The sequence below is a fragment of the Leucobacter holotrichiae genome, assembly GCF_055791005.1.
This window is the reverse complement of the sequence record NZ_JBVUAC010000013.1, coordinates 25,967-38,066: the sequence shown is the minus strand read 5'-3', so window position 1 is coordinate 38,066 and position 12,100 is coordinate 25,967. Positions and strand designations below refer to the sequence as shown.

11 protein-coding genes are annotated in these 12,100 nt (G+C 69.8%); 6 read left to right on the top strand and 5 right to left on the bottom strand.

The annotated features are described in order from the left end of the window. Positions 1 to 10: 10 nt before the first annotated feature. The 4 genes from AC0KXF_RS13955 to AC0KXF_RS13940 form a co-directional block, all read right to left on the bottom strand. The gene (locus tag AC0KXF_RS13955; protein ID WP_473109751.1) at positions 11 to 715 is read right to left on the bottom strand and encodes an N-acetylmannosamine-6-phosphate 2-epimerase; all 705 of its coding nucleotides are present in this window, start codon (positions 713 to 715) and stop codon (positions 11 to 13) included. A gap of 11 nt (positions 716 to 726) precedes the next feature. Beyond that, entirely contained in the window at positions 727 to 1,617 is an 891-nt protein-coding gene (locus AC0KXF_RS13950; protein ID WP_473110079.1) for an N-acetylglucosamine kinase, read from the bottom strand. Positions 1,618 to 1,696: 79 nt separating this feature from the next. Beyond that, positions 1,697 to 2,878: a pyridoxal phosphate-dependent aminotransferase gene (locus tag AC0KXF_RS13945; RefSeq protein WP_473109749.1), complete on the bottom strand. Its 1,182-nt coding sequence runs from the start codon at positions 2,876 to 2,878 to the stop codon at positions 1,697 to 1,699. Positions 2,879 to 2,900: 22 nt separating this feature from the next. After that, positions 2,901 to 3,602, bottom strand: coding sequence for a GntR family transcriptional regulator (locus AC0KXF_RS13940; protein ID WP_473109748.1), 702 nt, complete (start codon positions 3,600 to 3,602; stop codon positions 2,901 to 2,903). A gap of 303 nt (positions 3,603 to 3,905) precedes the next feature. Between AC0KXF_RS13940 and AC0KXF_RS13935 the strand changes: the two genes are divergently transcribed. The 5 genes from AC0KXF_RS13935 to AC0KXF_RS13915 all read left to right on the top strand — a co-directional run bounded on the left by AC0KXF_RS13935 (position 3,906) and on the right by AC0KXF_RS13915 (position 9,149). After that, positions 3,906 to 4,679 carry an SDR family NAD(P)-dependent oxidoreductase gene (locus AC0KXF_RS13935; RefSeq protein WP_473109747.1) on the top strand — a complete coding sequence of 258 codons (774 nt, stop codon included), beginning with the start codon at positions 3,906 to 3,908 and terminating at the stop codon, positions 4,677 to 4,679. Between the two features lie 5 nt (positions 4,680 to 4,684). Then, a complete protein-coding gene (nagB, locus tag AC0KXF_RS13930; protein WP_473109746.1) occupies positions 4,685 to 5,464 on the top strand; it encodes a glucosamine-6-phosphate deaminase in 780 nt (259 codons plus the stop codon). Beyond that, positions 5,461 to 6,801, top strand: coding sequence for an N-acetylglucosamine-6-phosphate deacetylase (locus tag AC0KXF_RS13925; RefSeq protein ID WP_473109745.1), 1,341 nt, complete (start codon positions 5,461 to 5,463; stop codon positions 6,799 to 6,801). Before nagB ends, AC0KXF_RS13925 begins: the two co-directional genes overlap by 4 nt. A gap of 80 nt (positions 6,802 to 6,881) precedes the next feature. Further along, the gene (locus AC0KXF_RS13920) at positions 6,882 to 8,096 is read left to right on the top strand and encodes an NADP-dependent isocitrate dehydrogenase (RefSeq protein ID WP_223044888.1); all 1,215 of its coding nucleotides are present in this window, start codon (positions 6,882 to 6,884) and stop codon (positions 8,094 to 8,096) included. Between the two features lie 387 nt (positions 8,097 to 8,483). Continuing rightward, entirely contained in the window at positions 8,484 to 9,149 is a 666-nt protein-coding gene (locus tag AC0KXF_RS13915; protein WP_473109744.1) for an FMN-binding negative transcriptional regulator, read from the top strand. Between the two features lie 89 nt (positions 9,150 to 9,238). Here AC0KXF_RS13915 and AC0KXF_RS13910 read toward each other — a convergent pair whose 3' ends face one another. Next, on the bottom strand, positions 9,239 to 10,258 hold the full coding sequence (locus AC0KXF_RS13910) for a LacI family DNA-binding transcriptional regulator (protein WP_473109743.1): 1,020 nt from the start codon (positions 10,256 to 10,258) through the stop codon (positions 9,239 to 9,241). A gap of 196 nt (positions 10,259 to 10,454) precedes the next feature. On the opposite strand from AC0KXF_RS13910, the gene AC0KXF_RS13905 reads away from it, so the two are divergent. Next, positions 10,455 to 12,098, top strand: a complete 1,644-nt coding sequence (locus AC0KXF_RS13905) for an ABC transporter substrate-binding protein (protein WP_473109742.1) — start codon at positions 10,455 to 10,457, stop codon at positions 12,096 to 12,098. The last annotated feature ends 2 nt before the right edge of the window (positions 12,099 to 12,100 follow it).

The following is a 12,100-nucleotide window of genomic DNA, read 5'->3' as shown; positions in this document are numbered from 1 at the left end:
TCTCGTCCGGCTATCCGGCGACGGCCCCGCTGCGCTCCGCCACCGCCCGTGCGAAGCGTGCCGTCGTCAGCATGGGGTTGGTGATGGCGGTGCCGACGACCACCGCGGATGCGCCGGCCTCGATGGCGGCGACCGCGTCCTCCCGGGTCCAGAAGCGGCCCTCGGCGACGACGGGGACGCTCGCGAACGTCGCGATCTCCGCCACGAGCTCAAGGTCGGGTCCCTCCGTCGCGGGGCGGGCCGATGTATATCCGGCGAGCGTGGTCCCGACGAGGTCACAGCCCTGCTCGATCGCGTACTCGGCCGAGGCGTGCGAGTCGATGTCGGCCATGACGGGGCAGCCGAGCTCGTCGTGGATGCGGCGGACGAGACTGCCGAGGGGGACGCCGTCGGGCCTGGGTCGCGGCGTCCCGTCGAGCGCGATGACGTCCGCCCCCGCGGCACGGACGGCCGAGGCCTCGTCCCAGCCCGGGGTGATGAACACGCTGTCGCGGTCGCGCTGCTCGGTCTTGACCAGTCCGATGATCGGCGCATCGACGGCGGCGCGGATGGCTCGCACGTCGGCGACGCCCTCGGCGCGGACGCCCCCGGCGCCGCCTATGATCGCGGCCTGCGCCATGCGCGCCATCGAGTCCGGCCCGCGCAGCGGGTTCCCTTCGTGAGCCTGGCAGGAAACCACGAGCCTGCCGAGCAGGGCGGTGATCGAGGGGTCCAAGTGCGGTCCTTTCACGTGGTCGGCGCTCCGACGATGGCGAGGCTCGAGTGCAGAGGATGCGCCGGGTCGAGGTCGAGTAGGCGCGCGGCTCCGTCGAGCGGCGTGCCGTCGGGTGCGCGGAACTGAGCCGTCGGCCACCGCCCGGCGAGCTCCGCGACGAGCATGCGCCGGTACTCCTCGGAGGCCGCGAGGAGCGAGCCCGCGTACGACACGGACGGCGCCGACCCGGCGGGCCAGCCGGCCCGGGAGAGCCCCGCGACAGCGGACTCCGCGAGTTCGACGGCCCCCTCTCGCAGGATCCCGGCCGCTGCGTCGTCTCCGCGGCGCGCGAGGGCGACGACCTCGCTCGCGAACGCCGCGACCAACGAGACGCGGTCGGCCCGGGCGGGCAGCGTGGCGGCGAAGGCCTTCAGCTCTCCGAAGCGCTCCTCCGCGGCCGCGCGCAGGAGCGGCGCCATGCGACGTCCGTCGAGATCCTTCAGTGCGGTCGAGAGGGCGAGCCTGCCGAGCCAGTACCCGCTGCCCCCGTCTCCGAGGAGCGCGCCCCACCCGTCGACCCGTGCCACGCCCCGCGGACCCGAGGCGAGGCAGACGGTCCCCGTGCCGACGGCGAGGACGACCCCAGAGCCCCCCGACAGTGCGCCGACGTGCGCCGACACCGAGTCGTGCGCGACGACGATCCGAGCGGGCGCGGGGTCGAGGGCCTCGGCGAGGGCGCGCGCCGCCGGGGCGGGGTCGTCGAGCCCGCTCGAGCCGACCGCCAGGCGCGACGGGGCGGTCCGCATCCGGCGAAGCGCGCCGACAATTGCCGACACGACCTGCCGAACGCGCGGATCGGACGCGCGTAGCGGCGGTCCGTCCCACTCCTCGACGGTGGCGCCGTGAAGGCTTCGGAAGCGCATCCCTGACTGGCCGACGTCGACGATGAGTGATTCGGCACCGGGGGCGCCTGCGGGCGGTTCCGGAGGTCCCGCGAATCCCCTAGGCATGCGCCGCACCGTCGTCTACGAATGCGCGAATCTCGGTGAGCGCCGCCGTCAGCGTTGCCTCGTTCGCGGCGTAGGAGATCCTGACGAAGCCTTCGCCGCGCTCTCCGAAGGCGGTGCCCGGGATCACGGCCACGCGCTGCTCCTGCAGCAGGCGCTCGGCGAACACCTCGCTCGAGAGGCCGGTGCCGCGCACGTCGACGAATAGGTAGAAGGCTCCCTCCGGCACGGCACAGTCGAGGCCTCGAATGTCTGCGATCCCCGTTACCAGGAGGTCGCGCCGTTGCTGGTAGGACTCCACCATTGCGCGCGTCGCGTCCTCCGGCCCCTCGAGGGCGGCGATGCCGGCGCGCTGGACGAACACCGGCAGGCACGACGAGATGCCCTCCTGCATGCGCGGCATGGGCGCGATGAGGCGTGGGGGTCCGATCACGTACCCTGCTCGCCAACCGGTCATCGCGTAGCTCTTCGAGAGCGAGTTGACGACGAGGAAGCGCTCGAAGGCGGGGTCGACCTGCGCGATGGAGACGTGCGCGCGTCCGTCGAACACCACCCGGTCGTAGACCTCGTCGGAGATGATGATGAGACCGCGCCGATCCGCGAGTTCGGCGATGCGCCGGAGCTCGTCGGCGGGAATTACGGTGCCGAGCGGGTTCGAGGGGGAGTTGATGATGAGCGCCTTCGTCCGCGCTTCGATGAGCGGTTCGATCCGATCCGCCGTGAGCCGGAAGCCGTCCGCGGCGCTCAGCGGGATCCGGACCGGTCTCGCGCCGAGCATGTGCACCTGGCCGAGGTAGTTGGGATACGCCGGGTCGGGAATCAGGATCTCGTCGCCGGGATCGAGCGCCACGCCGAGCGCGAGCAGCAGCGCCTCCATGCCGCCCGCCGCGACCATCACCTGCTCCTCCGCGAGCGGACGCGCCCAGCGGTGGCCGTGGTGCTCGGCGATAGCCCTCCGGAAGGCGGGGATGCCGGCGTTCGCGCTGTACCGGGTCTCGCCGTCATGGAGCGAGCGCACGGCCGCCTCGACGATGTGGGGCGGAGTATCGAAGTCGGGCTCGCCGACGGTGAGCTTCGTGACGCCCTCGAACTGCGCGACCCGGTCGAACACGGCGCGGATGGCGGACGCCGGATACTCGCCGGCGAGCCGGGAGACGGGATGCTGGGTGTGGGTCATGGCGGTGCGTGCGGTCCTTCCGTTATGCGGTGAGGTCGACTTCGAAGCGGTACCGATCGCCGCGGTAGACGGATCGGGCGGCCTCGACCCTCCGGCCCTCCGCGGTCCAGGTGACGCGGTCCACGAGTAGGGCCGGGCTCTGGGGCGCCAGCCCGAGCAGCGCGGATTCGGCGTCGTCCGTCACGGTCGCCTCAATCCGCTGCGATCCCGACACGAGCTCGATGTCGTAGTCCTCCCGCAGGGTCTCGTAGAGCGAGCGGGACTCGAGCTCGCGGACCGCCAGATCCGGCACCAGGTCCAGCGGGAGCCGCAGCGTTTCGATGGCCATCGGCTCGTCGTTCGCCAGCCGGACGCGCTGGATCGAGAGGACCGGGCTCGTGGGGGAGATCCTCAGCTGGGCCCCCGTCCGGGCACCCGCGGCGCGGGTCGTCGCTGAGATCAGACGGGAGGAGCTGCTCATTCCCTGCGCGCGCATCTCCTCGGTGAACGACCGCATCCTGAATTGCTTGGTCAGCCGCGGACGCGCGACGAACGTTCCCACGCCCGCCCGCTTGACGAGCCGTCCCTCGAAGACGAGGTCATCCAGCGCGCGGCGGATCGTCTCGCGTGCGACTCCGAAGGTGCGCATGAGCTCCCGCTCCGGGGGGAGCCGGTGCCCCGGTTCGGCCGCCGCGATGAGGGTGCTGAGGCGCTGCCGCACCTCTTCGCCCTTGGTCTGCGTCATCGTCACCTCCTGAGCGATCGAGATTGGTGTGCTGCCGCCGCGACGCCTCCGATGCGTCGAGCGCTCGGGCGGGCGACCCCGTGGAGACGCCCGCTCGGACGATGCGCCCCGACCTGCGTCTCTGAGCAGGATAGTGACGTGCGGTCCGGACCGCAACGGCCGAGCGTGGAAGTCCGAGTCGTTGCCCTTGCTGGAAATAGCTTGTAGAGTGTCAGCCGTCCGTGCGTCTGGTATAGACCGCGTCAGGACGGTATGGAGGGCGAGATCATGACGTCTCAAGAGCTCCGAGGGCGCGTTGCTCTCGTGACCGGCAGCGCAGGCGGCATTGGCGCTGAAACCGTACGGGAGCTCGCCGCGGCCGGCGCGAGCGTGCTCGCAACCGATGTCTCCGATGCGGGGGGCACCGAGCTGTTCCGGGAGCTCGGGGAGTCGGTCCGCTTCGAGCAGGCGGATCTCCGTCGCAGCGACGAGGCCGATCGGGTGGTGCGGGCGGTGGTGGACGTGTTCGGACGACTCGACATCGTGTTCAACAACGCCGGCATCGGATTCAACGGAGCACTCGCGGATCACGACGACGAGCGGATCGACAGGCTCCTCCAGGTCAACCTCCGCTCGACCATCTACGTCGCACGGAGCGCGATCCCGCACCTCCTGGCGAACTCCGCCGGCGGCGTCATCATCAACAACGCGTCGAACGGCGGAGTCGTCGGGCGCGCCGCGGATCCGGTATACAGTGCCAGCAAGCACGGGGTGGTCGGCCTCACCAAGTCGCTCGCGCTCGCTCACGCCGCCGACGGGATCCGCGTGAACGCCATCTGCCCCGGTCCGATCGACACTCCTATGGTGTGGGCGAACTTCGTCGGTGTCGAGCGGGGCGAGGCTCAGCGCCGCGTGCTCGCGAGCTGCCCCGACCCCCGCATCGCCCACCCACGGGAGGTCGCGGCGACGGTGCGGTTCCTCGCGTCCGAGCAGGCGAGGTTCATCAACGGCGTCGCGCTGCCGATCGACGGCGCCAAGGCTGCAGGCATCATGCCGAGCGACCGCTACCGCACGGACTTCGATTTCGACGGTCGGTAGCCCCGATGGAGATCGTTGTCGTCCCAGACTCGCACGCCGTCGCCGATACCGCCGCGGAGCGGATGGCCGAGGTGCTGCGATCTGACCGGAACGCGGTCCTCGGCGTTGCAACGGGATCGTCGCCGGTCGGCGCCTACGAGCGGCTGGCCGCGCTGGTGCAGCGGGACGCCATCGACACCGCAGGGGTGAGCGCGTTCGCGCTCGACGAGTACGTCGGGCTCGACCCATCTCACCCCGAGAGCTACCACTCGGTCATCCGCCGCACGGTCACCGAGCCGCTCCGCCTCGATCCGGCGCGCGTGCACGTGCCCGATGGCACTGCCGACGACCTCGACACGGCCTGCGCGGCGTACGAGCGCCGCATCCGGGAAGCCGGCGGGATCGACCTGCAGCTGCTCGGGATCGGGACCAATGGGCACATCGGCTTCAATGAGCCGACCTCGTCGTTCGCCTCGCGCACCCGCATCAAGACCCTCGCGCCGCAGACGCGTGCCGACAATGCGCGGTTCTTCGACTCGCCCGAGCAGGTGCCGGTGCACTGCGTGACGCAGGGGCTCGGCACAATCCTGGAAGCCAGGCAGCTGCTGCTCGTGGCGCAGGGCGAGGTCAAGGCCGACGCCGTAGCGAGGATGGTCGAGGGACCGCTCGCGAGCGTCTGCCCCGCGAGCGCGCTGCAGCTGCACCGCGACGCGATCGTGGTGATCGACCGGGCCGCGGCCTCGAAGCTGCGGCTCTCCGACTACTACGAGTACGTGCAGGATCACCTGCCCGGCGGTGCGGCGTGACCGGGGCGGATCTGGGGCCGGAGACCGGAACCGATGGGGGGCCCGACACCGGGATCCTCGCCGCCGCGCGGGTGGTCACGTCCTCCGCCGTGCATGCGCCCGGGTGGGTGTCGTTCGAGGGGGGCAGGATCACCGGCGTCGGGAGCGGTGCCCCCGCCTCGCCCCCGACCCGAGACCTCGGTGATGCAACGCTCGTGCCGGGCTTCGTCGACGTGCACGTGCACGGGGGCGGGGGAGCGGGGTACGCCGACGGGTCGGCATCGCTCGCGCTGCGCGCCCGAGACGCGCACCTCGCCCGTGGCACCACCACGAGCCTTGCGAGCCTCGTGACCGACACCCCGGAGCGCCTGCTCGACAGCGTCCGGATACTCGCCGGCCTCGTCGCGGCGGGCGCACTGCGGGGCATCCACCTGGAGGGGCCCTGGCTGAGCCCCGCGCGCGCGGGCGCGCACGATCCCGGGCTGCTGCGGCACCCCGATCCGGACGAGATCGACGCCCTGCTCGCGGCCGGTGCGCCGCCGGGGCGCGGTGCAGCTGGCGCCGGCGCGGGCGCGGGATCGGCGCCCGCCAACGCGATCGCGATGGTGACGATCGCGCCCGAACTGCCCGGCGCGCTCGCAGCGATCGAGCGGTTCGTTCGGGCCGGCGTCGTGGTCGCGGTGGGGCACACCGACGCCGACTACGATTGCGTCGTGCGGGCGATCGAGGCCGGAGCCACGATGGCGACCCACCTCTTCAACGCGATGCGGCCGCTGCATCACCGGGAGCCGGGGCCGGTGCTCGCGCTGCTCGAGGATCCGCGGGTGTCGATCGAACTCATCGCCGACGGCACGCACTTGCACCCCCGGCTCGCGCGGTGGGCGGCAGCGGAGTCGGGGAACGATCGTGCGCTGCTCGTCACCGACGCGATGGGGGCGGCGGCGTGCGGCGACGGCGCCTACCGTCTCGGGGCGCTCGATGTCGAGGTTTCCGGCGGCGTTGCGCGCCTGGCCGGATCCGAGACGATCGCGGGCAGCACCGCGATGATGGACGGGCTCTTCCGGAGCTGGGTCGCGGGCGCGCGCGGCGGGGGGCAGGGGGCGGATCGCGGCGCCGATCCCGAATCTGCGGGTGCCGAACCTTTCGCAGCCGATCCCGAACCGTCGGCGACCCTCGCCGCATCGCACCCGAGCGATGCCGCTCTCCGCGCCGCGGTGCGCATGACGGCGACGAACGCGGCGCGCGCGCTGGGGTGGAGCGACGTGGGCGATCTGGCCGTCGGCAGGCGGATGGACGCGGTGGTGCTCGATCCGGATCTGCGCGTCGTCGAGGTGCTCCGCGCGGTCGAAAGGACCTGATGTATCTCGACGTCGAGATAACGTCGCGTGTCGGGTAGACTTGACCCGGCTTAATTCACACCACGAGACTTGGAGACGCGTTGGCGAAGATCAAGGTTGAAGGCACGGTCGTCGAACTCGACGGCGACGAGATGACCCGCATCATCTGGCAGTTCATCAAGGACCGCCTGATCCACCCCTACCTCGACGTCACGCTCGAATACTACGACCTGGGCATGGAGCACCGCGACGCGACCGACGATCAGGTCACGATCGACGCCGCCCACGCAATCCAGAAGCACGGCGTCGGCGTCAAGTGCGCCACCATCACCCCCGACGAGGCCCGCGTCGAGGAGTTCGGCCTCAAGAAGATGTGGCGCAGCCCCAACGGCACGATCCGCAACATCCTCGGCGGCGTGATCTTCCGCGAGCCCATCATCATCTCCAACATCCCCCGCCTCGTGCCCGGCTGGAACAAGCCGATCATCATCGGCCGTCACGCGTTCGGCGACCAGTACCGCGCGACCGACTTCCGGTTCCAGGGCGAGGGCACCCTCACCGTCGAGTTCACCCCGAAGGACGGCGGCGAGCCCCAGAAGTTCGAGGTCTTCCAGGCTCCCGGCGACGGCGTGGCCCAGGTGCAGTACAACCTCGACGCCTCGATCCGCGACTTCGCGCGCGCTTCGCTCAACTACGGCCTCTCGCGCAACTACCCGGTGTACCTCTCCACGAAGAACACGATCCTGAAGGCCTACGACGGCCGCTTCAAGGACATCTTCCAGGAGATCTACGACACCGAGTTCAAGGAGCAGTTCGAGGCTGCCGGCCTCACCTACGAGCACCGCCTCATCGACGACATGGTCGCCTCGGCCATGAAGTGGGAGGGCGGCTACGTCTGGGCCTGCAAGAACTACGACGGCGACGTGCAGTCGGACACCGTGGCGCAGGGCTTCGGTTCGCTCGGGCTCATGACCTCCGTGCTCGCAACCCCGGATGGCAAGGTCGTCGAGGCCGAGGCCGCCCACGGCACCGTGACTCGTCACTACCGTCAGCACCAGCAGGGCAAGCCCACCTCGACCAACCCGATCGCCTCGATCTTCGCCTGGACGCGCGGCCTCGCTCACCGCGGCAAGCTCGACGAGAACCAGGAGCTGATCGACTTCGCCCACACCCTCGAGGACGTCGTCATCAAGACCGTCGAGTCGGGCAAGATGACCAAGGATCTCGCGCTGCTCGTCGGCCCGGATCAGGGCTACCTCACCACCGAGGAGTTCCTCGCCGCGATCGACGAGAATCTGCAGGCTCGGTTGGCCTAGAGCGGGACGCGGAGCGTTCCGCAGCCAAACGCTGGTCGCGCCACCGCGCGAGTTGGCCTAGCTTCTTCGTCATTCTGCGCGCAGCTGCAGGATTCAGGGGGTCGGCGCTTCGGCGCCGGCCCCCTGCGGCGTTTTCCGGGACGGTCGCTGCGGCGTTTTTCGGGACCGGCCGCGTCATCGGGCTCCGCTTCGACACCGATCGACGTTTATGCACCTGTTCCGGGGAGAACAAGGTGCTCGAACGTCGATCGGTGCTTCAACGGGGCGGTCTACTGTGCGGGCCCGCCTTCCATAAATCGTTTTAGTTTGATACAGTACCGCACATAAAACGATTTATTCCGGCTCCGTCGCAGCGAGCCGTCCCACACCGCAGGGAGGCGGTACTCGATGCACACCTATCCCAGCTATCCCGCTCCATCGGGGCGAGCCATCACCGAGTTCGTGTGGAACAACCCCTTCGCCGTCGTGGTCAGCTCGACGGACGGAGCGCCGCTCGCCACGCACACCCCGGTCGTGTTCCCGCCGGGGGCCCAACCGGGCGAGACGCTCGTGGGCGCTCGTCTGTGGGGGCACATCGGCCGGGCCAACGAACACTGGAGGGCCTTCGCCGAGCGACCGGATGTGCTGCTCGTATTCTCGTCATCGCACGCCTATGTCTCGCCGAGCGCCTACGAGTTCAGCCCCGCGGTTCCGACCCTCGACTACGCGGCCGTGCACCTGACGGGCCGCGTCACGGTGCTCGAGGAGCCCGCGGAGAATCTCGCGGTCGTCGAGCGCACCGTGGAGCAGCTGGAAGGTCGCCGCGCCAAGCCCTGGGATCCGACGGAGTCGCAGCATGTCTTCGAGCGGATCCTCTCGGGCGTCGTGTCGTTCACCATCGACATCGACTCCGAGTCTGCGATGTTCAAGCTGAGCCAGGACATGCCGGCCGACGTGCACGCGCGGGTTCGGAGCGACCTGCTCCACGGCGACCATCGTCACGCCGATGTCGCCGACCTGATGGGTGAGGTCGGTGTGACGGACCCCTCGGAGGGCGAAGACGTCGGGGACTGAGGCGGGCTGGATCGGGCGCCCGATCGGCAGGCGGTCGACTGGGCGGTGGGCCGAGCAGACTGGGCTGTGGCGGAGCTGACTCGGCGGACTCAGGCGTCGCGCAGTGACGAGCGCCGCACGAGCAGCTCCGACGGCAGCAGGCGGCCGCGGGCGGGGGATTCGCCTCGCGTGATGGCCACCAGGAGCGCCACGGTCTCCTTGGCGAGAAGCTCGGGGTGCAGGTCGATCGCGGTGATCGGGGGATCCGACGTTCTCGTCTGATCTGCATCGGTGCCGCAGGCGAGAAGGTAGTCCCGCGGCGCGACGAGGCCCCGTTCGCGCATCGCATCCTGGATTCCCGCGGCGTGCCGCCCGGTCAAGGAGTAGATGGCGTCCGGTGTGCCGCCCTCGAGGATCGCGGGCACCAGGTCGCGCCCGCCCGCTTCGCCGAGCCCCTCGGGGCTGCGCAGGAATCGCGCGGGCCGACCGGTGCGCTCGCACCAGTCGCGATAGCTCGCTTCGGCGTCGGCGTTCCACGAGTTGTCGTCGGTTCCGCCCACGCAGACGATGGTGCGAGCGCCCTGCTCGTGCAGGTGCTCGAGCGCCATCCGGGTGGCTTCGGCGTCAGCCGAGGCCACCCAGTTCGAGGCCTCGGGTCTCCCGAGATCCCGGCCCAGGGTGACGTAGGGGATCCCGCGCTTCTCGAGGAGGGCGACCACGGGATCGTCGCGCACCGGATCGGTGACGATGTAACCGTCGAGGGAGAACGCCAGCGGGGTGACCGGGCCTTTCACGAGATCGGCGACCTGCATCAGGCTGAGGCCGTGGTCGAGGGCGCTGACCGCTGCGGCTCCGGCGAACCTGAGGAAGTAGTCGACCCCCGGCGGGCTGTAGTTCTCGAGCGCGTCGAGAGGGCGCAGCACGATCCCGATCACACCGATCTGCGAGCGGCGCAGCCCGCGGGCCAGGGCGTCCGCCTGATAGCCCATCGACTGCGCGACGCCGCGGATGCGCTCGCGAGTCTCGTCGGAGAGCGTGCCTTTGCCGTTGAGGGCGTGGGACACCGCCGTGATCGACACGCCGGCTCGAGCTGCGACGTCTTTGATCGTGACGTTCGGGTACCGGGCCATTGCGCCTCCTCGGGCTCTCCGTACGAGGATAGCGGGATGACGGGGAGTAAATGGATTTGTGTCATCCGGAAGAGACTTGCATAAAACGATTTATGTATGTACCGTGATCATCCAAGGCGCGTCCATCGGCGGACGCGACCGGCCGGAGTGCATCGTCGTAACCCGGGCCACCACCACTGTCGAAGGAGTCACCAAGGTGTTGATCAACCAACGAACCCGCTCCCGGGCGGCCGCCGGCGCCGCGATCGCGTTGAGTCTTGCGTGCGTTCTCACCTCCTGCGCCGCACCCGGCGCGGAGCAGGGCGGTGCCGAGCAGACGGAGGCTGCGCCGGGCTTCCTCGCCGTCGCCGACGATGCGCTCACCGGTGAGGGCGCTCTCACCGTTCAGCTGGACTATGACACCAGCGAGGCCGACGGGCTCGACCCGCAGACTGCGCAGACCGCTCGCTCCTGGATGATCATGGGGCTGGTCTACGAGACGCTCGTGACCACCGACGAGAGCTTCGAGATCCAGCCGGGACTCGCCACTTCGTGGGAGCAGCCGGACGACACGAGCTACGTGTTCACGATCGACACCTCCGCGAAGTTCTCGAACGGCCGCGCGGTGACCGTCGACGACGTCGTCGGCAGCCTCGAGCGCCAGGTGGCGAGCCAGAGCGTCTGGTCGGGTCAGATGGGGCCGGTCGAATCCATCGAGGCCACCGGCGAGGACCAGGTCACCGTGAAGCTGAGCAGTCCGTACGCGCCATTCCTCGCCGCGCTCGCGAACACGCCCGCCGCGATCCTCCCCATGCAGGAGGTGAACGACGGCAGCCTCGACCTCAGCACGACGATGCTCGGCACCGGCCCCTATCTGGTCTCCGACCACAGGCAGGACGAATCGTGGACCTTCACGGCGAATCCCGACTGGCACGGCGGCGAGGATCTCGCCGTGCAGACCCTCGAGCTGCAGATCGTGGATCAGGAGTCGACCCGCCAGGCGGCCCTTCGCGAGGGCAGCGCCGGCATGGCGAACTTCGTCAGCATCGACTCGCTCTCGCAGCTCGGCGGCAACGAGGGCCTGCAGGTCGTCAACCAGACGCAGAGCGATCTCTACTACGTCTTCGTCAACTCGCAGAAGCCCGACTCCCCGCTCAACGATCAGGAAGTGCGCTTCGCGATCAACACCGCGATCGATCGCCAGGCGATCGCAGACATCGTCTTCGCAGGTGAGACGGCTCCGACCGGCATCACCCCCTCCAACCTGCCCGGCGCGTGCCGGGTCGACGAGCTGCCCTCGGAGCAGGCCGCGGTCGAGGATGCGAAGGCGATCATCGAGCAGAAGGGCGCGGGCGACGTCACGCTCGACCTCATCGTCTACACCGCTGAGCCGGTCATGGCGCAGATCGCGCAGCTCGTGCAGCAGCAACTCGCGGAGATCGGCGTCACCGTGGAGATCGAGCAGTTCGACACCGCGACCTACAACGAGCGGGTCTTCACCGCGCAGCCGGGCGACTTCGACCTGTCGATCGGGTGGTTCGCCGGCTACGCGGACCCCTCGATGGTGACCAAGTGGTGGAACCCCGAGCAGGCCTTCTTCAACGTCGGGTTCACGGGCGTGCACGAGGACCTCAACGAGCTCATCGCCCGGGGCGCGAGCGAGACCGACGCAGATGCGCGCGCCGAGGCGCTGACCGAGCTGTGCGCGTCCGCCGACGAATACGCGGAGATCGTGCCGCTCGTGCACCGGCCCTCCATCATCGGCTTCGACACCGCGGCCGTGAGCCCCACGATTCAGAGCAACGAGGGGTACGGCGACTTCCTCCGCAACATCGTCGACTACCGGATGGCCGGGGAGTAGTT

Coding starts and splice junctions, on each gene's coding strand:
- AC0KXF_RS13950 (WP_473110079.1), bottom strand. CDS start 1,617: ATGCGCTTCCGAAGCCTTCACGGCGCCACCGTCGAGGAGTGGGACGGA.
- AC0KXF_RS13945 (WP_473109749.1), bottom strand. CDS start 2,878: ATGACCCACACCCAGCATCCCGTCTCCCGGCTCGCCGGCGAGTATCCG.
- AC0KXF_RS13940 (WP_473109748.1), bottom strand. CDS start 3,602: ATGACGCAGACCAAGGGCGAAGAGGTGCGGCAGCGCCTCAGCACCCTC.
- nagB (WP_473109746.1), top strand. CDS start 4,685: ATGGAGATCGTTGTCGTCCCAGACTCGCACGCCGTCGCCGATACCGCC.
- AC0KXF_RS13915 (WP_473109744.1), top strand. CDS start 8,484: ATGCACACCTATCCCAGCTATCCCGCTCCATCGGGGCGAGCCATCACC.
- AC0KXF_RS13910 (WP_473109743.1), bottom strand. CDS start 10,258: ATGGCCCGGTACCCGAACGTCACGATCAAAGACGTCGCAGCTCGAGCC.